Origin of the sequence: Moorena producens PAL-8-15-08-1 (assembly GCF_001767235.1) — a bacterium.
Lineage (GTDB): Bacteria > Cyanobacteriota > Cyanobacteriia > Cyanobacteriales > Coleofasciculaceae > Moorena > Moorena producens_A.
The window spans coordinates 6,977,838-7,002,057 of record NZ_CP017599.1 but is presented as its reverse complement, the minus strand read 5'-3'; the positions used below and the strand labels follow the sequence as shown (position 1 = coordinate 7,002,057).

Below are 24,220 nucleotides of genomic sequence, written 5' to 3'. Positions count from 1 at the left end.
GCCTTTATAGTTAGCAGGTTATGCAGAAAAGGGTTAAATACTTTTGAATAGCGATGCAGCGCGGTCTTGGGGAGCCAGTGCGGTCTTGGGGGTCTCCCCCATGAGCAACTGGCGTGGTTTCCCCCATGAGCGACTGCATCAAGACAAGGCGACCCTATCTTACGGTAACTTCAAACCACTCGCGCAAAGCATGGCTGACAGGGAATTTGGAGTGAGCCGGTGCAATAACAATCGGTCATATACCTGATTTAACCGTCCCGTCGCAACTTAGCCAGCTTTTGATCTTCCCCTACACCCATCACCCCACACCCGGTCACCCCGTAAAGCTTTTAAGGCTGTTTGTCACCCCGTCAGGTAATAGGTATAGCAGTCGAAGCAAAGCTTAGGACATATTTATTTTCCCTGCTCCCTGCTCCCTGCTCCCTGCTCCCTGCTCCCTGCTCCCTGCTCCCTTTAAACCAAAATACTATGTCCTAAACTATACTTCAGTGCCTATAATAGGTAATAGGTCTGAAGGGGAGCTAGTCCTGGATGAATATTTGTACATTATCTATAGCCCCCTCATGGGTTTAAGCTTGCTCTACTGGAAAATAGTACTAATGTTTCAGCAAATTTGACCTGCTCCCTCTTTAACTATAAGACACTGATATCAAATCAATTTTACTAATCATCATATCGTCAAAAGTCCTGGTATATTATTTTAAGTTATTAGTCGCCATTTAGCCAAAGTTAAAATAGCGCGGTTTAGCTATTAATTACGATTAAATCTCTGAGTAAATATTATCAATTGCGCTTCGTTCCGCTGTAACGGCAATCCCTTGGAGTGTAAGCAGGCAAGATATAGTAGGATGTCAGTAACTACTATAAATTTGGCGTTGCTGAATAGGGTTTGGATACTCAAGTATAGTTGGATCACTTACCGATTACCGATTATCGATTACCTTTGGGTCTTCCACAATTGAGCAACACCGTAAATTTAGGATTCTACCTTTAGGTCAAACTAAAGTTTAAAGAATAAATAAGCTATGGATACTAGTCAGATTGATAAATTTGTTTCCTATTGTAAACGTGAACAGCCACAAAGTGAAGAAGATATCAGACGTTTTTTTGTAGGGGTTATTGGTTTCCCCTATGATAAAGAACTTCTCTTACAGGCATATCTATTTTTCAAGATCAAGTCATTATTTCCAAACTGTAGTAAGCTCCTGTTGTTTGAAAAAGCCTTAATCCAAGACTATACAAATTTAGGAAAAGTTGATTTTGTTTATCTTAGTCAAGACAACGGTTTATTTTTAATTGAAACCAAATATATTGATACTGAAGCGACAGGAAAGCACGAAAGAACTAGAAGAAATAAGCATAGAAATAAGGTAGTGGCTCAAGTCATTGATTGGAAAGAGCAATTTAGGGATTATTGGAAGCTATCAACTAACCAAATTAATTGTGGAGTATTGACAACGGATCCACAAGTAGTTGATCGTGCAAGGAGCACTGACCTTATCGCTAAATCAATATCTATCTATGAACTGGAACGGTGGCAGAAAAATTATAAATTTTATAACTTAGAGCATGGCAATAAACGGGATTCGGTGAGAGATATATATGAGGTGATAAAGTGATCAGGTGATCAGGTGATTAAGTGATGAGGCAATAAAGGATGGTATTGCTCAAAATAGTTACTTTCATTCTCGCCGTTGTCATAGGCTGTGGTGGGGTGATAGCTTTATTATATGGCATAAATGGCTTGGTAAATCAGCTACCCAATAAAACGCGATTGACCTTGGCCAAAAGGCCACGCTACGCGAACGGTCACGCTACGCGAACGCATTTTGTGGCTTGGGTATACTTAGCCCCTGCTTTAGCATTACTAACCGCTTACCTGATTCTGCCGACCCTCAATACTATATATATCAGCTTCTTGGATAAGCGATCGCAAAATTTTGTGGGACTGGACAATTACATCTTTGCCTTTACCAACCCTACTATGCTAATCGCTTTTCGTAACAATGTGCTTTGGTTGGTATTGGTAACAGGGTTTAGTGTAGCATTGGGTTTAATTATTGCGGTGCTGGTGGATCGGGTACGCTATGAAACCGTAGCCAAGTCTATAATCTTTATGCCAATGGCAATTTCCTTTGTGGGGGCTAGCGTGATTTGGCGATTTATCTATGCTTTTCGTCCAGCTGGCTCAGAACAAATTGGCTTACTCAATGGCATTATTACCAGTTTAGGATTTGAGCCTGTAGGTTGGTTAGTGGAGCGCTCTATTAATAATTATGCTCTGATTGTGATTATGATTTGGTTGCAGACAGGGTTTTGCTTGATTTTGCTCTCTGCTGCCATCAAAGGTATCCCCAAAGATATTATCGAAGCTGCACGGATAGATGGAGCTAGTGAGTGGCAAATCTTCTGGAAAATTACTATTCCGATGATACGAGGGACTATTGCTGTGGTTGTGACTACTGTAGTAATAGCGGTGCTGAAAGTCTTTGATATTGTCTGGGTGATGACCGGTGGTAATCAAAATACGGAAGTGATTGCGTCTCGTATGATTAAGGAAATGTTCAATTATCGGAACTTTGGACGAGGTAGTGCGATCGCAGTTATTTTATTACTAGTTATTATTCCGGTTATGATTAGCAATATCCGTCGGTTTCGAGAGCAGGAGAACAGCCGTTGATGGTAAAAACTGAATAGGGTCATGGCTGCTATTCTTACTCAAGTTACCATTCGAGTCTGATGCCGTTACCGAGTTAAGCAACTGTTATAGCTATGGTTGAAATTATATCAGGCTTGGGGAGATGCGATGCTCCTTTGGAGCCGCTTCGCGAACGCATCTTGCCCAGTTGTTTTGCCCAGTTGTTTTGCCCACTTGTTTAACGACTGCTGTTGTGGGATTGGTTGCACAAAGCGCTTATCTTGTAAAAAAATAGACTAATTCCAGACATGACTTTAACCCAGCTATGGCACCAAAACCGCTCTTTGTAGCAAAATCCCAACACCTACAGCAATTCTTCTGGAAAATCCCGATTCATCTGACCCTGATTATCATCTCTTTGATCTGGACTCTACCTACTGTTGGCTTGTTCATTAGTTCCCTACGTTACCGAGATGATGTGCTCAAAAGCGGTTGGTGGTCAGTCTTCCAACACCCCTTCAATTTCACCCAATACCACCTAGGTAACTATATTGATGTGATTACCTCCGAAGGGATGGGACAGGCATTTCTCAATAGTCTGGTTATCTCAATTCCCGCTACAGTCATTCCGATTGCGATCGCTACTGTTGCTGCCTACGGGTTTGCTTGGATGAAATTTCCTGGTCGCCAAGTCCTGTTTATGGTAGTAGTTGGCTTGCTGGTAGTCCCGTTACAGATGACTCTGATTCCGGTATTGCGAGTCTACGGATATCTAGGACTTTCCGGTACATTATTAGGTATTTGGTTAGCCCACACAGGCTATGGTTTGCCCTTAGGAATTTATTTATTGCGTAATTATATTGCTAGTTTGCCTCAGGAGTTAATCGAAGCAGCCGCAGTGGATGGTGCCTCTCATCTGACCATCGTTACCCAGGTGATTGTACCTCTATCCATGCCTGCGATCGCATCATTTGCCGTGTTTCAATTTCTCTGGGTATGGAATGACTTGCTAGTTGCTTTAGTCTATCTCGGAGTTACACCAGACGTTGCCCCACTAACGATCCGATTAACAAATATAGTAGGTTATCGTGGGCAGCAGTGGCATCTTCTTACCTCTGGTGCATTTGTCACCATGATTGTACCACTGATTGTGTTTTTTGTTCTACAGCGGTACTTTGTGCGGGGGATTTTAGCTGGTTCGGTTAAGGGTTGAGAATCTTCTAAAAATTATTATACTCATGAGGTACACATCTCTGGGTTTTAGGGAATAGGGAATAGGCAATAGATAAAACTAGGAAAGAGAACCGATATTTTTTTGGTGTTCTTATAAATCAGCATTGGGTTTCATGATATATTTTTTAATGCTCAAGTTTAGCTTCATAAGATGCTACGGCACACCTGAAAAACTAGCAAAGCATGACTTTAGATGATTCTACTCCTAACACAAAAGCCCAACCCATAACTAAGCGTTTGGTCTCCATCGATTTATTACGGAACTCCTAAGGCTGAAAGCCCCGTGTTTTTAAACCGGGTTAGAATTTACCGCAAGAATAGTGGAGCCTTTATAGTCGGCAGGTTATGAGTAAAAGTTTGAAGGTTTTTGTAATAAGGCTCCACTATTCTAAGGTTTCGTCTCCGGGATGAAAGCCCGTAGCGACTTGAGTCGCCGTGAAAAAAATATTAATTAATACTTGACACTTTTATACTAAATTGTTAATATAAATACATATCGAATGAGGTCGAAATTCCTTCCCGTAGCGTGACCGTTCCCGTAGTGTGACCGTTCCCGTAGCGTGACTGAAGGTCAAGGTCAAGGTCAATGATCATCTTAGAGTTCAAAGCCAAAGGCAAAGAGTCTCAATATTCAGCTATAGATGAAGCAATTCGGACTGTCAAGTTTATCCGGAATAGCTGCATTCGTTTGTGGCTAGACAATAAAGGAACAGGGAAAAGTGACCTTAGCCGGTATTCCAAAATCCTGGCCAAGGAGTTCCCCTTTGCTAATGAATTGAACTCTACTGCCCGTCAGGCTGCGTCTGAAAGGGCATGGTCATCGATTGTTCGCTTTTACGATAATTGTAAGAAAAAAGTCCGAGATAAAAAGGGTTTCCCAAAATTCCAAAAACGTGCTCGTTCTGTCGAATATAAGAAGTCAGGCTGGAAACTTTCCCCTGACAATAAATCTATAACATTCACGGACAAGAAGGGGATTGGAAAACTCAAACTCAAGGGCACCTGGGACTTGTGGCGTTTTGATAAGAAGCAAATAAATCGGGTTCGGATAGTCAAACGAGCTGATGGGTACTATGTTCAATTTTGCGTTGCAGTTAACGTAAAAGAGGAAACAGAACACACAGGTGAAATGATTGGATTAGATGTAGGACTTAAAGAGTTCTACACAGACTCTAATGGTCATTCTGAACCCAATCCCCGATTCTACAGGAAAGGGGAAAAACGTTTAAAGTTTTATCAACGCCGAGTTTATCGGAAAAAGAAAGGCTCGTCCAATCGCAGGGTGCGGCTTGTTCTGAGTAGGAGCCTCCTGAGAAAGGAGGGGTATAACTCAGGGAATCGCGGGGTTAAAATCCCAAAAATTCTAACTGTCTGTTGGATGGTGGTGAAAACCCACCCCATTAAGAGATATGTGACTCCTTATCTGGCCACACCGAGCAGGTGACATCCTAGCAGAGTGAAGCTGGCAACAGGGCGGAATCAGAGGTAAATCAGATGTGCCACACTGCCGCTAACAGGGAGACGACATGGGTAACAGTAGTAAAAGTCCTGAAAAAGTGTCTAATTGGAAAGCCGCAATCTGACTAGTACATGCGAGACTTGATTCCTTAATCCTCACGGTATTCTCTTGCGGATAACCGTAATCTCCGAGGAAGGAATAGGCAAATTGGACTGCCCTAAATCGTCATAACAATCTAACAGATGGAACAAGTAAAAACGGCAGCAATACAGGTCTGTAGGCGGGTCGAACCTACGGTAAGAGATGTCACTCCTAATCCCTACTGCCGGGTAGGATGTGGGCTAACAACTGCCCACGGGTATTCAGAATACACAAACTAATGGAGAGCATTGTTAGACACATGGGCAACCATAGTGAACATTGGAAAGGTCAGAAGTGGAAGAAACTCCGACAAAACCTATTCCGCCTACAGAAGAGAGTGTACAAAGCGGTTCGAGCTGGAGACCTCAAGAAAGCTAGGTCTTTACAAAAACTGATATTGAAATCCCGTGCTGCACAGCTCCTAGCTGTACGTCAAGTCACACAACTAAACAAGGGTAAAAGAACAGCTGGAATTGACGGAAAGTCAAAACTCAATTTCAGGGAACGCATGGAACTGGTTGAAACATTGAACCGTCACGGCCACGACTGGAAACATGACGGACTACGAGAAAAACCAATCCGTAAAAAGAACGGGAAAACTCGGATGTTGAAGATACCAACCTTAGCCGACCGAGCATGGCAATGTCTAGCAAAATTTGCATTAGAACCAGCCCACGAAGCTACATTCAGTGCAGATAGCTATGGATTTAGAACGGGCAGATGTGCCCAGGATATCCAAAAACGTCTATTCAATCATTTGAAATCAAACGTTAACGGAATCAATAAAAGAATCATAGAACTAGACATTAAGAAATGCTTTGACCGCATCTCACACAGCTCAATAATGGATAGATTGCTAGCCCCCGCGTGCCTAAAACAGGGGATTTTCAGGTGCTTAAAAGCGGGCATCAATCCGGAATTCCCAGAGCAAGGAACACCCCAAGGCGGTGTGGTAAGCCCCCTATTAGCAAATGTGGCTCTAAATGGCATAGAAGATATTCACACAAGCCTGCGATACGCAGACGATATGGTGTTTATACTGAAACCAAAAGATAACGCAGCAACAATACTGGAAAAAGTCAAGAAATTCTTGACTGACCGAGGGATGGAAATAAGTGAAGAAAAGACCAAACTAACACGGGCGACAGATGGATTTAACTTCCTGGGGTGGAGATTCCGCGTCAGAAAAGACGGAAAGTTCTCATGCGTTCCCTCAGAGGATAATCACAGAGCAATCCGTCAGAAGATTAAAAACATAGTCAACAACTCGAATTATGGTGCCAAAATAAAAGCACAGAAATTAGCACCCACCGTTCGCGGATGGCGTAACCACCACAACAGCTGTGACATGAGCAGCCCAAGGGATAGCCTATGGTTCATGAACCGGACCGCAAACCGAAAATTCCGAAAGGAAAAGAAAGTAAATCGGTACCAGGCCAACGAACTATGTAAAAAGGCATTCCCAAAAGTAGGTTACAAACAAAACCAACACGTAAACGTAAAAGGGACTAAGTCACCTTACGACGGTGACTTAGTCTACTGGAGCAAGAGAAACTCTAGACTCTACTCCGATGCTACTTCCAAAGCACTGAAAAGGCAAAACCATTCCTGTGGACACTGTGGATTGAAGTTCTTAGAAGACGAGTCTGTACACCTTCATCACGTCGATGGAAACCACGACAACTGGAAAACGAAGAACTTATCAGCAGTTCACCAGAGCTGCCACCAACAGATACACTGGAGCAAGCCAAAAGGCCGGTCAAAGACCGAGTTTACCCAGGAGCCGTGTGAGGGGAAACTTTCACGCACGGTTCTGGAGCGGAGGTGCCCCGGATAATACCGGGCATCGACCGTAACAAAGCGATTAATAGACTAGGTAGACAGCATCTTAAAATAAGTAGGCAACGTGAAGAACATGCAAAGAGACTTGCACGTTGCGTAATCCGGTCTAACGATCTGGTCGCCTACGTTCGCGAAGCGTGCCGAAGGCAAGATTTAAGAGTTAAGAATCTAGTAAAAAATCACTGTCTCGCCAAGTCTATTAATGACGCAGGTTGGTATCAATTCAGGAAATGGTTAGAGCACTTTGGAACTAAATTTGGCAAGATAACTGTTGCAGTAAATCCTGCTTATACCAGTCAAAACTGCTCTGAATGCGGTGAAGTCGTCAAGAAATCCCTATCCACTAGGACTCATATCTGTGAATGTGGGTGTGAACTTGACAGAGATCATAACGCCGCCATCAATATCCGAAATCGAGCCATAAGTACGACGGGGCACGTCGGAACTTGGATCATTGATCCGAACGCTTCAGGAGATTTGGCCTCTACTGTTCTTGATTCCGGTCAGGTTCAGCAAGCTGAGTCGATGAGTGAAGAATCCCCGCGTCTAATGACCGGGGAGTGTCAAGTGGGTTAGTTATGGTTTTGATGGCATTAGACCATTCTTGATTGCCATAAATATCCGCCTTCATTACTGTACTTATTAATCACTATTGGTCTAGCATTGTTAATCCTTTATGGATTTGAAATTAAAAGATTTCGATTTCTTAAGCCATTGATCAGGTTTGGAAGAGTTCCTTGTCTTGATGCAGTCGCTCATGGGGGAAACCCCCAAGACCGCGCTGCATCGCTTATTATTTTATATTATTCACCTTTGGGTAATCCATTTTGCTGCCATTGTGTTATCGCTACCTAAGTATGGTATTACAGCCGTGATTCTACCTTACTTAAATAAAAGTTCTATGCCAGTAAATTATGGTTATAGTCTCCCCCATGTTTATCTCATATGGATAATTATAATTATAATTCTTTATCCTATATGTCATCGGTTTGCTAATTTCAAAAGTCACCATAAGTATTGGTGGTTAAATTATTTGTAGCCTCAGGATTTATAACTGCTTTTACCATGTTAATCTTAATTTGTCAATACGAATAAAAAGGCTTGCATAAACAAGAATCCAAAACGACTTCTGCCCGATTCCCGACTCCCGATTCCCGACTCCCGATTCCCGATTCCCTGCTCCCTGCCTAAATTTGAAAAAAATCCTTGACCAATCGGTTTAGGTTGTGTTAGTCTTAATTCATGGTCATCAATCAAGCAGGTTTCCAATGACTCGTGGTCCCCAAAAGCAATTCGATCCTGAAGTCGCCTTAACCAAGGCTATGGAAGTGTTTTGGGCCCATGGCTATGAAGCTGCCAGCCTATCGGAGTTGCTGAAAACTATGGGGATTGGCAAAAAAAGCTTGTATGACACCTTTGGTAACAAGCAATCGCTATTCCTCAAAGCGTTAGAGCACTATGCTCAGACAACGATTCGGGACATGCGCGATCGCTTATCTGCGGATGGCTCGCCTTTGGGAAACCTGACCCAATTGCTTCTGGAATTGCAGGAGATGCACAGCCAACCAGGTAGCTGTGGCTGTATGCTCGGCACCAATATTGCTGATTTCAATACAGAGGATGAAGCAGTGGCCAAAGTCATGCGGGGGTATCTGCGGCAGGTAGAAGACATCTTCTGTGCTACCCTTACCCGTGCCCAAGTTGCGGGGGAAGTGAATTCAACCGTAAATCCTCGGAATCTGGCTCGTTTACTGTTGTGTACAACACAGGGTATGGCCTTGCTGGGTCGGGTTATGAATGACGATACCACACTAGAGGGGACGGTGCAAGCGGCATTGTGCGTTCTGAAGGGTAACTAATTTTTTTTGGCTTAACTTAGACCGAATGGTCAATGTTTTGATATTTGATTTGAGGTATTACTATGACACGCTTAGCTAACAAGACTGCAGTAATCACTGGTGGCTCTACCGGAATTGGTTTTGAAACCGCAAAGCAGTTTATTGCCCAAGGGGCACGGGTGATTATTACCGGACAAAATGAAACGCGACTCAATGCAGCAGCAGATGCTTTGGGGGAAAATGCTATCCCTGTTAAAGCTGATGTGCGATCGCTTACAGATCTAGATCATCTAGCTGCCCAAGTAGAAGCCACCTTTGGCAAGCTCGATATCCTATTTGCCAATGCTGGAATTGGTTACTTTGCTCCGATCGAACAGGTGGATGAAGCCTTCTATGACAACCAATTCGACATCAATGTCAAAGGAGTCTTTTTCACAGTTCAGAAATTAGTGGGCTTGTTGAATGAAGGAGCCAGCATTATTTTGAATGCCTCAGCGGTAAATGAAAAAGGAGTGCCGATGGGCAGCCTTTACTTTGCTACCAAAGCTGCTGTTCGCTCTTTTGCTCGTTCCCTAGCTGCTGAACTGGCTCCCCGCCAAATTCGCGTCAATGCTGTCAGCCCCGGTATCGTTCGCACAAACTTTGAGAGCAAACTCGGCCTGCCGGATGGCGCGTTTGAAGGGTTTATCGAAGCTGTCAAGGAAGCTGCGCCGCTCCATCGAGAAGGAAAACCGGAGGAAATTGCCCAAGCGGTCGTTTTTCTGGCTAGCAACGAGTCTTCTTATGTGACGGCAGTTGACCTAGTCGTAGACGGTGGCTACATGAACGTTTAATAGTTTGGGGCGGTCTACAGCGAAAGCGCGTTAGTGCGATGCTCCTTGGCCTTTGGGCGACGCTACGCGAATGGAGCCGCTTCACGAACGCCCTCTATTGATTCATTCCAACTTTAGTATAGCGCTGCAAACAGCGCTATAACTGTAACATCAGCTGATTTTAAACCGACATTATCGGTCTTGGAGAATTTGAAACAGTGTGGAGTGCGCAACGGATTTGCGGTGAGTGTGATTGAAAGTAAACTTGTGGATGCAATCCTCTTTTGGAGCGGCTTCGCGATCGCATTAACAGGGTGGAGTGCGCAACGGATTTCTGTGGGTGGGATTGAGCGTACGCTTGCGGAGCTCGCCCTATGAGCTAAAATGCAGACAAAAGAGAATTTGTCAAGAAAAATTTCATAGATTTACCCTGGCCAATTATTAGCGGAATCCGCCACTATAACTATGTATCTTAGCTCAAGGAGGGGAATTTTTCTCACTTTTCGCCCTTTGACTTTCATCAAATAACCTAGAAAAAGATGGAAAATCCTCAAAATAACATGGCTAATGAATCATTAGTAACGGCAAAAGAAGACGCTCCATCCATTAGTGGTTTATACGAACTCGCCATCGGTGTAACAGCAGAGGATGAAGCAACTCTGATCGAGTATTGGCAACAGTTTGGCTTTAGTGTAGGGCAATCTGGTACTCTCAGTGCAACGGAAGCTAATCAGTTATATGGCGTCAATTCCAGTTTGCGATCGCATCGTCTACACAATCAACTTAAAGACAGGGGTTTGCTCCGCTTGATGGTTTGGGAGGAGCCGCTCAATGAAGGATTAGGGTTGAGTCCCTTGAAGGTGCTGGGTAGCCGCTGGGGAGCGATGCTGTCTTTGGATGTGTTTAATGTTGCTAATCATGCCGAAGATGCGATCGCTGCTGGCTTACCTGTATATTATGTTCCACCCCAGAGAAATTTGATTTATCGTCCCGATCCATTCCAGCCTTTTGTGCAAGCCAATCCTTGTGTACATGAAATGGTTCTGATCCAGCCTCTGACACGGCAAGTCATTTTTGAACGCCATGATTACACTATGCCCTTGTCTGGAATTGTTAACCCAGAGTCTCATTTCAAAGCCTCAGAGTTCGTTCACCTAGGAATGGTGGTAACAGGTGGTAAAGAGCAGTTGGACTTTTACGAACAGGTAATGGGTTTGGTTTGTGGGGTAAATAGTAGAGAAAGCCAATACGGTGAAGCTTCCCGACATATCCTCGAACTAAAGGGTCCAGAAAATGGAGAGCATCTGTTCACGACTGACTTCATACCGCCTGGTGCCTCAGCTACGGATTTATCCCAGGTGCGTTCTGGGCGCTTGCACATTATGCGGATTGAAGGGTCAGATCTGCCCAACAAGCATAGCCACTCCCGTCCAGGTTGCTTAGGGGTTTCTTTGTACACTATTACAGTGCAGGAGATAGATTTATACCACCAGCGCGTTAGTAGTAGTGCAGCAACTGAGGTAACCCAGGTATATGAGAACGAGTTTGGAGAGAGGAGTTTCTCGTTTATTGCGCCTGATGGCTATTTTTGGACTTTAGTGGAGGGATAAAAAATGGAATTAAAAGAGCAAAACTGGAAAAATTTCACGGCCAACCATTTGCGGGATTGGCATGGTATTTGGACAAGGTATTCTCCTGAAGGAGAGATAATAGAATCATTTCAAAGTCTGAGAAGCTTCCGCAGCAATCCAGAACAAACAGAAATTTATCAGACTAATCGTTCTATATACGCTGACGGTAGGATAGAAGAAAAAAAATGGCAGTCTAATAAACAGGATAAGGTGTTACCTGATGGAATTATTCACCCAGCATTGCCGTCAATGAGATCATTTTTCTTTGAACAAGGTGCAGCTACATGGTCAGCTAAACAGTTAGAACCAGGTTCGGTGTTTCAACCGGCTGAATTGTTCTTCAAACATGAAAATATAAGACATAGTGTTGCGATTATTTATGAGAGTAATGGCAGTTTGATGAGGGCAGTAAGTATCCGTGAAGATGCAGCAGGTTTTCCCAGTAACTATTGGTCAACGGAAATCAATCTCTTACCTGAGAGAAATCTAAGTGGTAACTGGCAAGGAACGTCTGTTACCATGACCCCAGATTTAAAGGTTTCTGACCCAATATCCACTCAACTACACTGGCCCTTGGCAGGAAATAACATGTTCTTTTTTCCTGATGGCATTTCTCTGAGTTGTCCTAAGCAAGTGAATATTGGCAAGAACTTTACAATTGTTGCTAATTGGCTAGTGACAGATTCCCAACTGCAACAACTTAGGGTTAACTATGATAATTATGGAGCCTTTTCTGGCTTGACGCTCGAACTATTGCACCTTTAAAGTATAGATAGAGTTTTATCCCTAATGATTTAGCATCATTTAGGCATAATACTGGATATTTTTTACGAAATAAAAGAGGTTTATTGAGTTAATGAATTTAAATAATAAGTTTGTCGATCCCAGATATGATATTTGGATGAAAACAGCAACTATGCTGGAAGAACAGTATCTTTCCTTGGATAGTAATGTTGATTGGGATGGGTTAAAACAAAATATTCCTTCGGCTAGCCAAGAAAGAATACAGAAAATTTTTGATAAAATCAAAAACAGTGAGACAATTAATAAAGGAGACCGGATTGTTTTAATAATGTTAAAGCTGCTCAATGATTCCCTTGTCAATAATGAAGCGGAAATTCTCAAACAATTACAAAACCATATTTGTGAAATAGAACCCATATTTGTGCCTTGGGAGATTGTCTTAGAAAATCAAAAAAGGAATCATCATGAAGCGGAAACAGATCCGATGAAATTAGCTGATTTATATCGAACTGATTCTACAGAAAGAGCATTAAAAGACGCAATGGCAGGTATTCCCCCTCAGGAACGGGATCAATTTTATCGTGGGATTATGAAACCGCCATATCATACAGTTTCTCGTCGTAATATTTTTCCAGGAAAAGTAATTTATGGACTCACTGGACACTTAATTGTAATAGATGAAAATACTGGTGCTATCCAAATTCAAGAAGCTAAAGAAAAAGGTTATTGGTTTGATAAAGACTATTTTCAATCAATTCCTCACCGCCCCTATGTCTTTCAGAAATCTGGAGCTGATGGGAAAAATGTTTGGGATAATTATACGTTTAATGAAGCAGCAGATATTAGCAACAAAAAAAGTTAATCTAGATTAATTAAGGATACTAAAACGTTTGGTTTTTCCGTAGCTAAGGAGTCACTTGTCTGGAGGCAAGTAGGGCTTTCAGCCACATCCGATCAACAGTTATAAGTTTCACGAGGGTTGTGCTACCTAGCGACCTTACCTAACTCCTACCCCTCTAGTTTATAGAGCCTCCTTCGGTGTATTCTTAATCTCACCACCGATATAAATTTGCTACATATACCAAAATTATAGTATAATAGTGAGTTAACTCCTCACAAAAACTTGGTGTTCATGGCAGACTTAACTGGCACTTGGCTCGGAACTTACTGGCAAGGGGGAGTACCCACCCGGTTTGAAGCAACTCTGGTTCAAAGCAAGAATACAATCACTGGCAATAGTTTGGACGACGGCTACTTAGGAGAAGCCCAGCTAAGTGGTGAGGTAATCGGACGGCGTATCCAATTTACTAAGCGATACCTCACCAGCTCATCGACTCCAATCCAGTATATTGGTACCTTGGCTGAGTCAGAAGATTTTATCAATGGGCAGTGGATAATCGATCAATATAACACCGGTCCTTGGGAAGCTCGTCGTAGTGGCAATGACCTACTTGCAGACCTAAACAGTCGTCTGAGTGAGCGGGTACCTGTGGCAGTGCCATAACCGAGAACAGAGGAGTTACTTTATCCTGGTATGTGGAGGTATGGAACGTCTCAGATAAGGAAAATGTGATGCTATCAGGTTGGCGAGTTGGCTCTCTATTCGGAATCCCACTGTTTTTAGACCCATCGTGGTTTTTCATCTTGCTATTGGTAACGATGGTTAATGCGCGAGAGTTCGACTCTAGCCTAGGGTCGATTTTGGCTTGGGTAGCTGGATTGGCGATGGCACTGTTGTTATTTAGTTCTGTACTCTTACATGAATTAGGTCACAGTCTAGCTGCCCTCTCCCAAGGTATCAAAGTTAATTCGATTACCCTATTTATATTCGGCGGGATTGCGTCCATTGACCGAGAATCGAAGACTCCAGCAGAAGCCTTTCAAGTAGCGATCGCAGGCCCATTAGTGAGTTTCATCCTCTTTGGTCTGTTTTATGTCCTAACTCTGACATTACCCACCTCGGCTTGGGGATATACCATCGCCAATGAGATAGCTAGAATCAACCTAGTCTTGGCATTATTTAACCTAATTCCTGGTCTACCTTTAGATGGTGGACAAGTGTTGAAAGCAGCAGTCTGGAAACTAACTGGGGATCTCTTTACAGGTGTCCGTTGGGCTGCCAGAACGGGTAAGGGGTTTGGGCTTGTAGCCCTATCCCTGGGATTAGGAATGACTCTGCTGACGGGTACCTTGGCATTCATTTGGCCAACTCTGATTGGCTGGTTTATTTTTCGCAATGCCAGTGCCTATGACCAGCTAACCACCTTGCAAGAAGTCTTACTTAAGCTGATGGCATCTAATGCCATGACCCGTGACTTTCGGGTGGTGGAAGCCAACCAGACGTTACGTTCTTTTGCGGATGAGTATATCTTAACCGATAGGCAAAACCCAATGCCCTACTACGCTGCAGCTAATGGACGCTATCGTGGGCTAGTGAAAATTGAGGATTTAAATTTTGTCGAGCGTAGTCGTTGGGACACTGAGACCTTGGAAACTATACTGCGCCCTTTATCAGAAATTCCCAAAGTGGAGGAGAAAACACCTTTGGTGGAGGTGATTAGCAGCTTAGAGGAGCTTAATATTAAGCGTCTGAGCGTACTTTCTCCTGCAGGAACTGTGGCAGGTGTCATTGACCGGGGTGATATAGTTAGAGCTGTTGCTAGAAAGCTAAATTTGGCTATCCCACCGGCTGCTATCGAGCGCATCAAAGCTGAGGGGGTTTATCCTCCTGGGTTTCAGCTGGTAGAAATTGCTAAAACCCTCCGTTCGCTAACAAACACCTGATACCGAGTTGCATTCAAAGAGAGTAGATTGGTTGGATAGGGAGATAGGGAGATAGGGAGATAGGGAGATAGGGAGATACAGAGATTGGCGGAAGAGAAAGTTGTACGTTTGACCGCAACTTGGTATAAGTAAATTAGGGTATAAGTAAATTAGGCGATAACTGCTTGTAATCGTTGCAATGTACGAGTATTCTCCTCAGGAGAGCCCACGGTGATCCGCAATCCTCCTCCAGTATGACGTATTAGGGTGCCTTGATCTTTCATGGCCTGAGTTACCTGATTCAGGTCTTTGCTAGGAGACTCGTTGCCCGATTGTGCTAGACGCAGGTAGATGAAGTTGGAAGCACTTGGCCAAACCTGTAAGGCTGGATGTTGTGATAGGGCTTTTAGTAACTTATCTCGCTCGGCGATAATCTCGGGAATTGATGCTAGCAGAGTTTGTCTGTGATTGAGAGCGAGTATGGCAGCAGCTTGGGAAAAGCTGGGTAAGTTGTAGGGTAAGCGAATTTTTTCGAGAGCAGCAATTAGTTCTGGGTGAGCGATGCTATAACCAACACGGTGAGTAGCTAAACGAAATGCTTTGGAAAATGTCCTCAATATTACCCAGTTGGGATGCTCGGCTAATTCTGAGACTACTGATGCTTGGCTGAATTCAAAGTAGGCTTCATCAATAACCACTAAAATATTCTCTGGTAGACCACGCAACCACTCTAATTCCTGGGGAGTCAAGGGGTTGGCGGTGGGAGAGTTAGGATGAACCACAAATACTACTCGTATTGGTGGTCGTTGGGTCGAGGTTTCTGTTACGGTCTGTTCAATGGCTGCTTGGGCATCGTCGAGCTTGATTTCAAAGTTTTCTTCCCGACGCCCTACACTCACTACTGGTATTCCTAAGGTCTGTGCCAGTATCGAATACATGGAGAAGGTGGGATTAGCGATCAGGATCGAGCCTTCTCCTCCTAAGCAGGTGGCAATTAAGATAGAACGAATTAGTTCATCGGAACCGTTGCCTACGGAAATCTGGTGTGGTGTTACTACCTTTTCTAGGGCAGCAGATTCGTTAACGTATTCTGCGATCGCATTTTTGAGTTTCCCATGTCCACCATCGGGATATCGATTAGCTTCAATCAGCTGTTGATAGCTCCAAGCCAATTTTTCCTTTAACTCTGCTGGTAAGTCAAAGGGGCATTCATTGGTATCGAGGCGATCTAGGGGAACCGTTGATTCTGGTGTTTTCCCTTCCTCGCCCCCAGGATGAGGTGTGTAGGCGGTTAATTTGGATAGATCTGACCGGATGAATTCTAGCATTATCAGTTATCTGTTGTCGGTTTGCCTTTATACCTTTTACCGTATTCTTGCTCAAGAGGTGGATAGTGTATTCCCAGAAATGCTTTAGCCTCAGCCTGATCCTGAATCACCCTGTCTAGGGTGGCGTCTAAGAGTGCATCCAGAATTTCCCGATAGTGTGCTCCTGGCTTATAGCCTAACTTTCTGAGATCATTGCCATCCAGTGCAGGTTTGACATGCCTCCAAGTGGTGAGATACTGCCAAATGTTACGTCGGATCGCTCTAGGACTATACACCCCAATCAATACTAAGGTAGGTAATTTATACTGGCGCAACATGTGGACGATTTGACTGTTGAGCTGGCATGTTGGTAGAGATTCTAGGAAATCGGCTTGCCATCCCTCAAGTTTTTGAAGACGCTCAACACTGTCTACGGGCAACTGTAAATTCTTGGCTACCTTAACCCGTTCGTCTGGTGCTAGATCAGCAATTAATACTTCCAAACGCATCTGCCAGTGCCTTAAGGTTTGCTCGGGGTCAAATCTCTGTAGCCAGCGCCCAAGCAAACGCACTCGCCACCATAATGGTTTATCTAGGGTTAGGGTAGGATGAAGACACTGCAACGCTCCCAATGAGGACAATAACTGCAATGCTGGTTGCCAGTAGGGGGCTTGCAACATATAGTTAAGTTCTGCTTTGAGTCGGGTTTGGAGTGCTGGTACTTTGGTGTTTTCGGCTAGGGTGCGCTGATATACCCCACTTTCAATGGCATAGTGGATATACTCCTTGGTTTGGGGTTCAATTTCAAATCCCAATCGCACGGCAAACCTTACCGCTCGATAGATTCGGGTTGGGTCTTCAATAAAGCTATTGGCGTGTAGGACTCGAATTTTATGCGATCGCAAATCTAACATACCCCCAAAGAAGTCCAACAGGGGCAATTGAGATTGGGGATTAACCTTTGTTAGCCTTGCTGCCATGGCGTTGATGGTAAAATCTCGGCGGTAAAGGTCTTGACGAATGGAACTAGCTTCGACTTCAGGATTAGCGGCGGGATAAGGATAGAACTCGGTACGAGCAGTAGCAATATCTACACAAAGGGAGCCCAATGTTGGGTCATTATGCCATAGCAAGGCGGCGGTTTGAAAAGACCCATGTACTTCCAAGCGCACGTTACGGTAAATTTTCCGGAGTTCCTTGGCCAGGGTTACTCCTGCGATCGCATCCGCTGAGCGGTGAAAGCCATCTACGACCAAGTCTATATCATTTAGGAGTAGTGTTTTTTTCCCATCCGCTAGTAACAAGTCTCTGACAGCTCCCCCAACTAGGTAGAGATGCCAACCCCGCTCCTGAGCTTTCTCGGCAGCTATGGTCAGAAGTTCCCACAGGCTCGAAGCCAACAGAGGTTTTATGTTAGCCGGTTTCAGGTTGGCCGGTTTCAGGGTTGACCCGTCCACCTTCAACGGCTTTTCATTCAACTCTTCCTGAAACAGTTGCCGCAATACATCAGTCCGGGTCACAATCCCCATTAGTTGCCCATCCTCTAGAACGGGTAAACGCCCAATATCGTAAGTCACCATCAAGGACTGAATGTCTGCCATCGAGGTTTCCGGAGTAATGGTCTTAACATCCTTCGTCATGTAGCCCTTGACTGGGGCATGGCCAAAACCGTGGTGCAAGGCTAAATCGAGGTCTCGTCGGGAGATAATTCCTACCAGCTGGTCTTGTTGGTCTACTACTGAAAGCCCCGAATGACCATAGCGCAACAAAATTCTCTGGGCTTCGTTAATCTTGGTATTGGGGCGAATGGTGCGCACGGGGGACGACATTAAATCCCGAGCCGTCAGAGGTTGGGGCATTTGGTCTTTTAGTTGGTTGACCAGCTGCTCTAGGATTTTCTGGGCATCACAGTCTCGTAAGGTAACAGCAGCGGCTTGGGAATGTCCACCTCCTCCTAGGGGTTGCAACAACTGGTTCAAATCCGTCCCCTCAATTCTGGTCCGCCCAATTATAGTGACCTTAGTTTGGGGTAAAGGTCCTTCGCGTAGCGTGGCCTTTTGGCCAAGGTTAGAAGGTTGAACGTTAGTCTGAGTTTGAGTTTCAAGGTTATTTTGGCTCTTAGGTTGTCTTTTTGAATTTTGCCGGTTATAATAATTTTCAGAACCTTCAACCGTTAAACCGCCAACCGGAAACGGTGAATAACCTTCAACCTGAAACCTTGCAATTGGTAAATCTGCCGGTTGTGGGGTTTCTACTTTTGACTTTCGTTTATACTCAGCCCCCAAAAGCAGGGCATCGCTTTCAGTTACTTCTAGTAAGCGTGATGCCAAACTCGATAAGCCAGGCACATGCCCAGGAGTGTTTAGGAATACCCAAGAAATGGTGTAACCCAAGTGGGTTTGTCGCTGCAAAAGGTCTAGAGATTGCCTAAATAATTTTTCCAATTGAGGAGATAGCCCTGGATCAACATACTGAGCTATCTGACGCAGATTAGCTCCTTGCTCCATTAACCAGGTCAAAGCAGCCCCATCTCTTGGTGTGGTCTGGTCAAAGGTCAGGGAACCTGTATCGAGATGGATTCCCAATGCCATCACCGTGGCTTCAGCAGTAGTTAACTCGATTTGGGATTGCTGTAGTTGCTCCACAATTAACGTGGTGGTTGCTCCCACAGGTTCAATCTGTGTATAGGTAGCCGGGATATCAGTTTGGGGTACGGGATGATGGTCGTAAATTTCAATGGCGTTTAACTGTGGTAAGTCTAACCACTCAGCGGCTTTCCCTAAGCGATCGCGTTTTTGAGTATCTACGATAATTACGGAATTAATCTGAGCCAATTGTACAGAGCGGCGCTCGATCAGGGCATACTCATCCCGATGCAGTGCCAAAAAATCTCTTACAGCCGGATCAGTCCCCCCAGTTAGTACAGCTTTTGCTCCTGGCTTGAGGCGAGTCAGTCCTACAGCTGCTCCTAGGGCATCAAAGTCAGCAGTGGTATGACACAAAATCAGATCCATAGTCATTAGCGTCCCCTATCTCGCCCATTACAGCTAAACATCAATTTCATCTGCCCATCTGCCTATCTGCCCATCTGCCCATCTCTCGCTATTTACCTATTTACGTCATTTATACTATTGACCTATTAATATTTTAGACTTTTTGAACCCTTTATCCCCTCTCCTCACACTCCCCGCACCCCCGCCCCAAACTCATCACCTGCATCGGAAAGTTCAAAGGGGATTGATTGCAACAAATTTTGGCAGAAAGGGTAAAACCATCTGGTAAAATCTATAGTGCTTAGCTAGGCATTAGCCTGTTTTAAACAAGTTTTAGGGATGCAGCGCCGCCTTGGGGGTTCCACCGATGAGCGACTGCATCAAAATACAGAAGTTTAGCGTCAAGGTATCAGCACAGAAAATGACTATTATATTCCAACTATTACTCACTGCCCTAGTCCTATTGTCATTTGTATTGGTAGTCGGTGTACCAGTAGCTTATGCCACACCTCAGAACTGGGAGCAATCAAAACGCTTGCTTTGGCTTGGTTCAGGGGTCTGGGTGCTTTTAGTGCTTCTAGTCGGTGCCCTCAACTTTTTGGTGGTTTAGGTTATAATCTCCGTCAGTTAGACCCAAATTATTAATTTAACCAACCTTTACAGCGATAGTCATGGCAGTTTTCGAGGGAAATTTAACATCATCTACCTCCCTGAGGTTTGCGATTATCATTGGTCGCTTTAATGACCTAGTGACAGGTAAACTCTTAGACGGGTGTAAAGATTGCTTAAAACGCCATGGCATTGATCCCAATCCCCAAGGTACTCAAGTTGACTATATTTGGGTACCGGGTAGCTTTGAAATTTCATTGATGGCTCGCCAAGCTGCTCTTAGCGGTCGTTATGATGCAGTGATTTGCTTGGGATCAGTGATTCGGGGTCAAACTCCCCATTTTGATTATGTCGCTGCTGAAGTAGCCAAGGGCATTGCTGCCACAGGTTTTCAAACCGGGGTACCTGTTATTTTTGGTATTCTAACTGTAGATACCATGCAGCAAGCTCTAGAACGGGCGGGAATCAAGAGCAATAAAGGTTGGGATTATGCCATGAATGCCATAGAAATGGCTAACCTGATGCGAAGTTTTCGAGGTCAAAATTCAATATTAGGCTATGAAGAGTCTGAGCAGGGAACTTTGGGCCAACAAACTCTACCATTCTCTACAAATTGGACAATTGCTTCAGAATCTGAACCTGATTCCTAAGATATGAGTTAATCTTGGGAAATTTTCCTAATTTTCTTGAATCTAAAAGCTCAGTAGAAGGGGTTGACAAATTTTGTCTTATCTGGCATACTATAAAGAGATAAGTTGAGGTGCGGGTATAGCTCAGTGGTAGAGCGTCACCTTGCCAAGGTGAATGTCGCGCGTTCGAATCGCGTTACCCGCTTACTAATAGTCAATAAACCTGTCATACCTAGAGTAAGGGAACCTTGGTTATGCTGCCTTCAGCTCAAGTATCCAACTTGATGCAAACCGTAGCAGTGTCCATCAATAAGGGAGCATGTCACCTTTGTAATTAGGTAAATAGATCCCCCCTAGCCCCCCTTAAAAAAGGGGGGAACTAGATTCAAAAGTCCCCCTTATTAAGGGGGATAATGGGGGATCTAAATCAGGGATTAACAAAATTGACATGCTCCCATCAATAACCTTAAAGAATAAGCTTATATAATATATGGGGACACGATACGCTATTAGCGTGTTCTAATATTTATATCGATCATGCAGCACTACCAATTAAAGGTTTTTTGATACACCTAAGCAGATGTCTTTTGGTTTTTAATAACGCTTGTGCAATCTCAAAAGGGTCAAAAGATTGACTTAAACTCCGAGTATCCCTGCCCTTGTCGGCGTCGGGGTCATTTAGTGCCAATTACACTGACAGAAGCCCTTGGCTGCAATCGCTGTCAGCAAATTTTTGTGGTAGACGAAAGTGGTTATGTGATGGAGCAACTATCCACCCACTACCCCTATAAAAAAGCTTGGCGTTGGACAGGACATCGTTGGTATACAATCCATGGTAGTCTTGGTGAAAGCTACTTACCTGTAGCCTTGGGTATTGTCTTAGTTCTGCTGATTGTCTGGTTGCCTTTGGCACTTCACTCCCAAAAAGGGCCAGGTATCATAGTCTGGGCATTACTGGCAGTACTCCTAGCAGTACTTCCGGCTATGATGGTTTGGCTAGCTTACCGGCGTTAACTAACAATGAACACAGACTCTGGGAGCAAGGCCTCGAAGTTACATGATTTAATGGCCAGTGTCCACCATGCTTCTTGGGCATTGGCAAACACCAAGGGAGAAGAGCGCTCTCGTGGCATCGAGGCTATGGCTCAAGGAATGCGAAACTCCTTTGATGATATTTTGGAAGCTAACACCCTAGATCTGGAAACCAGTAGGGACATGGCAGTGCCAGATCTAATTTTGGACTGGCTGAAGCTAACACCAGAAAGGCTACAGATGGCGATCGCAATCCTGGAAAGGATTGGAAAGTCATCTGATCCAATCCGGCGGGTGATGAACGCCTCTTACCAAACTGACCAATCTCAGACCTACTGTCAGCTAATGCCGTTGGGAGTGATTGCTCTAATTTATGAGGCATTTCCTGAACTAGGTGCAATTGCCGCAGGCTTTTGTGTCAAAACTGGTAACTCCCTGATTCTCAAAGGCAGTAGCGAAGCCAGTCAGTCTAACCAGGTGATTGCTCAAGCGTTGCAAAATGCTTTGGATGAGGTCGGTTTGCCAACCGGATGTTTGGAACTATTGCCCTCTGGACAGGGAGCTTCGATTCGGGATTTGGTCACTCAAAATCCATATCTGAATTTGGTAATTCCCCACGGACGACCAACCCTACTCAAGCAGGTGATCCAACAATCAACGGCACCGGTTTTGCAATCGGCCATGGGTAACTGCTACCTTTACTGGTCTGCTAATGGTGACGTTGATCTGGTTAGATATATAGTTTTAGATAGCCACGCCAGTCAGCCGGATCCGGTCAATGCTATTGAAAAGATTCTGATTAATCAGAATCAGAAAACCTCTGCCTTAGTTACCCTGTTGAATAACCTGAAGGAAAATGGTTTTGAACTCAGAGGTGATGCCAATCTAGTGGCTAAGTTTCCTGAACAATTGACCTTGGCAGCAGAATCCGAGTGGGGTCAAGCCTACTTGACCAAAACTATTGCCTTGAAAGTGCTAGATTCTATAGAGTCAGGGATTGCTTGGATTAATCAATATAGTAGCGGTCATGCTGACTGCCTGGTGACAGATTCTTATCAGGAAAGCCGTCAGTTTGCCTTAGGTGTAGATAGTGCATCGGTTTACATTAATTCCTCACCAAGATTTTCACGGAATCCGCAACCAGGAGACTCCGTGTTTCTAGGTATGTCTAACCAAAAAGGACATTATCGCGGCATGATTAGCCTGGAGACTCTCACTACCCTTAAACACGTAGTTCAGGGTAATGGACAGTTTTAGGCGTTGGTCATTTGACCATTAGCTGCTCTCAAGCGGGAGGGGATCAATCGATCCATCCAGTATTCCAAATACGCTCGATTTTCGTCAAGTTCACCAGGATCTGTGGTATCCATGGGATGAGGGGCTAGCCCCAAAATCGCAGCTGTAGTAACACAAAACATAGATTTCTGGAAAGTCTCGCATATTCTGACCCGCAAGTCAATTTCACCCCGATGCGATCGCATATAAAAATCCCTGAGATACTTGGGTAGATAATGCCTCATATCCTGCATCAGCAATGTCGGTGGAATTCCAGAACCACCAATAGGCAATGGGTCAGCATACAATGCGCCATAGGTAAATCGGGTTTGATCTGGAGAAATCTGGTAGGCTTGGGCATTCAGAGATACTGTCCCCAGAAAGGGTGTTCCCCGGAAGAAAATTGCCTCTACATAGGGTACTCCTGTATCAGACAGGAAGGTCAAACCAACTGATTCGGGAATAATCTCATACCTTTTATCACCAATCTGAGGGGCATAGGTAATGGGTTTGTTTGCTGCTGCGACTAACCCTGCTTTAATATGGTCTACCACTTGGGGAATCGACGTAATTTCCCCTTCGTCATAGCCCTGAGATAGGGACATGAATATATCACTCATCACCCGCCAGAATTGCCCTAATCCACTGGTATAGGCAAGCATTCGCACTTGTTCGGGCAGGAATTCAGGAAATAGCTTGTTCATTCCCAGCATCAAGGGATTGCTCTTAAACTTTGCCTGAATTGCTTCGGCACATCGCTGCTTAAATTCATCGGTATCGAGATGACTATCTAAGCCCCCACCACCGTGCCATAACATCGAGCGCATACAGTATTCGGCGTACTCAAAGTTAATTCGGTCGTGCCACCAATGACGCAAAAGCTTTGAAAATGAAATATCCCCATTAAAGTATTTAAAGAAGGGGAAAAATACTAAAAATTGATGATCTGCAGTGTAGATAAGATTGCGGGAGTAAGCATCTAAAACAATGCCGTAGCTATGAAGTATACCCACTACTTCCATCAGGTTTTCTGGGGAATCCGATAGCAGGGCACTACCAGTTTGTAGTCGCTTTATATACTCCTCTAGGGGATGCTTTGGTTTGGATTTTTGGCTAACTACCATAATAATTAGGGTGAAGGTTTTTTAGGGGTTGAATGTTGTTTCGGGTTGAAGGTTGAAGGTTTTTTAGGGGTTGAAGTTTTTAAAGGGGTTGAAGGGTGAAGGTTTTAAAGGGCTTGAAGGTTTTAAAGGGGTTGAAGGTTGAAGGTTTTT

General features: G+C 44.3%; 23 protein-coding genes, 1 tRNA gene and 1 pseudogene. 21 read left to right on the top strand and 4 right to left on the bottom strand.

Annotated features, from left to right (window positions below):
• Window positions 1–10: 10 nt before the first annotated feature.
• Window positions 11–139: a hypothetical protein gene (locus BJP34_RS49465; RefSeq protein ID WP_267876378.1), complete on the bottom strand. Its 129-nt coding sequence runs from the start codon at window positions 137–139 to the stop codon at window positions 11–13.
• A gap of 200 nt (window positions 140–339) precedes the next feature.
• Between BJP34_RS49465 and BJP34_RS44520 the strand changes: the two genes are divergently transcribed.
• The 16 genes and pseudogenes from BJP34_RS44520 to BJP34_RS25555 all read left to right on the top strand — a co-directional run bounded on the left by BJP34_RS44520 (window position 340) and on the right by BJP34_RS25555 (window position 15,122).
• Entirely contained in the window at window positions 340–477 is a 138-nt protein-coding gene (locus tag BJP34_RS44520; RefSeq protein WP_158517475.1) for a hypothetical protein, read from the top strand.
• A 548-nt stretch (window positions 478–1,025) separates the two neighbouring features.
• On the top strand, window positions 1,026–1,619 hold the full coding sequence (locus BJP34_RS25615; RefSeq protein WP_070394776.1) for a hypothetical protein: 594 nt from the start codon (window positions 1,026–1,028) through the stop codon (window positions 1,617–1,619).
• Between the two features lie 38 nt (window positions 1,620–1,657).
• Window positions 1,658–2,680, top strand: coding sequence for a carbohydrate ABC transporter permease (locus BJP34_RS25610; protein WP_070394775.1), 1,023 nt, complete (start codon window positions 1,658–1,660; stop codon window positions 2,678–2,680).
• A gap of 283 nt (window positions 2,681–2,963) precedes the next feature.
• Window positions 2,964–3,851 (top strand): carbohydrate ABC transporter permease, encoded by an 888-nt coding sequence (locus tag BJP34_RS25605; protein WP_070394774.1) that lies wholly within the window; start codon window positions 2,964–2,966, stop codon window positions 3,849–3,851.
• 606 nt (window positions 3,852–4,457) lie between these two features.
• Window positions 4,458–5,315, top strand: a complete 858-nt coding sequence (locus tag BJP34_RS25600) for an RNA-guided endonuclease InsQ/TnpB family protein (protein ID WP_229424023.1) — start codon at window positions 4,458–4,460, stop codon at window positions 5,313–5,315.
• A 257-nt stretch (window positions 5,316–5,572) separates the two neighbouring features.
• Window positions 5,573–5,710 (top strand): hypothetical protein, encoded by a 138-nt coding sequence (locus BJP34_RS44515; RefSeq protein WP_158516907.1) that lies wholly within the window; start codon window positions 5,573–5,575, stop codon window positions 5,708–5,710.
• A complete protein-coding gene (locus BJP34_RS25595; protein ID WP_229424022.1) occupies window positions 5,710–7,308 on the top strand; it encodes a group II intron reverse transcriptase/maturase in 1,599 nt (532 codons plus the stop codon). The genes BJP34_RS44515 and BJP34_RS25595 overlap by 1 nt, the downstream gene beginning before the upstream one ends.
• A gap of 11 nt (window positions 7,309–7,319) precedes the next feature.
• Window positions 7,320–7,889 (top strand): annotated as a pseudogene (locus BJP34_RS25590) (RNA-guided endonuclease InsQ/TnpB family protein); the annotation flags it as partial.
• Between the two features lie 169 nt (window positions 7,890–8,058).
• Window positions 8,059–8,352, top strand: coding sequence for a hypothetical protein (locus BJP34_RS40940; protein WP_149031182.1), 294 nt, complete (start codon window positions 8,059–8,061; stop codon window positions 8,350–8,352).
• A gap of 229 nt (window positions 8,353–8,581) precedes the next feature.
• Window positions 8,582–9,172, top strand: a complete 591-nt coding sequence (locus tag BJP34_RS25585; protein ID WP_070394773.1) for a TetR/AcrR family transcriptional regulator — start codon at window positions 8,582–8,584, stop codon at window positions 9,170–9,172.
• Between the two features lie 62 nt (window positions 9,173–9,234).
• Entirely contained in the window at window positions 9,235–9,984 is a 750-nt protein-coding gene (locus tag BJP34_RS25580; RefSeq protein WP_070394772.1) for a glucose 1-dehydrogenase, read from the top strand.
• A 518-nt stretch (window positions 9,985–10,502) separates the two neighbouring features.
• On the top strand, window positions 10,503–11,573 hold the full coding sequence (locus BJP34_RS25575; RefSeq protein WP_083305345.1) for a hypothetical protein: 1,071 nt from the start codon (window positions 10,503–10,505) through the stop codon (window positions 11,571–11,573).
• 3 nt (window positions 11,574–11,576) lie between these two features.
• Window positions 11,577–12,359: a DUF3598 family protein gene (locus BJP34_RS25570; RefSeq protein WP_070394771.1), complete on the top strand. Its 783-nt coding sequence runs from the start codon at window positions 11,577–11,579 to the stop codon at window positions 12,357–12,359.
• Window positions 12,360–12,450: 91 nt separating this feature from the next.
• Complete coding sequence (locus BJP34_RS25565) at window positions 12,451–13,200, top strand: hypothetical protein (protein WP_070394770.1); 750 nt, start codon at window positions 12,451–12,453, stop codon at window positions 13,198–13,200.
• A 270-nt stretch (window positions 13,201–13,470) separates the two neighbouring features.
• Window positions 13,471–13,842 carry a hypothetical protein gene (locus BJP34_RS25560; protein ID WP_070394769.1) on the top strand — a complete coding sequence of 124 codons (372 nt, stop codon included), beginning with the start codon at window positions 13,471–13,473 and terminating at the stop codon, window positions 13,840–13,842.
• A 68-nt stretch (window positions 13,843–13,910) separates the two neighbouring features.
• Window positions 13,911–15,122, top strand: a complete 1,212-nt coding sequence (locus tag BJP34_RS25555; protein WP_070394768.1) for a site-2 protease family protein — start codon at window positions 13,911–13,913, stop codon at window positions 15,120–15,122.
• 149 nt (window positions 15,123–15,271) lie between these two features.
• Here BJP34_RS25555 and BJP34_RS25550 read toward each other — a convergent pair whose 3' ends face one another.
• Window positions 15,272–16,429, bottom strand: a complete 1,158-nt coding sequence (locus BJP34_RS25550; RefSeq protein ID WP_070394767.1) for a histidinol-phosphate transaminase — start codon at window positions 16,427–16,429, stop codon at window positions 15,272–15,274.
• Between the two features lie 2 nt (window positions 16,430–16,431).
• Window positions 16,432–19,422: a CBS domain-containing protein gene (locus BJP34_RS25545; RefSeq protein ID WP_229424487.1), complete on the bottom strand. Its 2,991-nt coding sequence runs from the start codon at window positions 19,420–19,422 to the stop codon at window positions 16,432–16,434.
• Between the two features lie 400 nt (window positions 19,423–19,822).
• Here BJP34_RS25545 and psbZ point away from each other — a divergent pair, with 400 nt between their 5' ends.
• The 5 genes from psbZ (at window position 19,823) to BJP34_RS25520 (ending at window position 22,928) form a co-directional block, all read left to right on the top strand.
• Window positions 19,823–20,011, top strand: coding sequence for a photosystem II reaction center protein PsbZ (psbZ, locus tag BJP34_RS25540; protein ID WP_070394766.1), 189 nt, complete (start codon window positions 19,823–19,825; stop codon window positions 20,009–20,011).
• 61 nt (window positions 20,012–20,072) lie between these two features.
• Window positions 20,073–20,660 (top strand): 6,7-dimethyl-8-ribityllumazine synthase, encoded by a 588-nt coding sequence (gene ribH / locus BJP34_RS25535; RefSeq protein ID WP_070394765.1) that lies wholly within the window; start codon window positions 20,073–20,075, stop codon window positions 20,658–20,660.
• 112 nt (window positions 20,661–20,772) lie between these two features.
• A tRNA-Gly gene (locus BJP34_RS25530) sits at window positions 20,773–20,844 on the top strand.
• Between the two features lie 401 nt (window positions 20,845–21,245).
• Window positions 21,246–21,653, top strand: coding sequence for a hypothetical protein (locus BJP34_RS25525; protein WP_070394764.1), 408 nt, complete (start codon window positions 21,246–21,248; stop codon window positions 21,651–21,653).
• Window positions 21,654–21,659: 6 nt separating this feature from the next.
• Window positions 21,660–22,928, top strand: a complete 1,269-nt coding sequence (locus BJP34_RS25520; protein ID WP_070394763.1) for a glutamate-5-semialdehyde dehydrogenase — start codon at window positions 21,660–21,662, stop codon at window positions 22,926–22,928.
• Here BJP34_RS25520 and BJP34_RS25515 read toward each other — a convergent pair.
• Window positions 22,925–24,070, bottom strand: a complete 1,146-nt coding sequence (locus BJP34_RS25515; protein WP_070394762.1) for a CO2 hydration protein — start codon at window positions 24,068–24,070, stop codon at window positions 22,925–22,927. The genes BJP34_RS25520 and BJP34_RS25515 overlap by 4 nt on opposite strands.
• Between the last annotated feature and the right edge of the window lie 150 nt (window positions 24,071–24,220).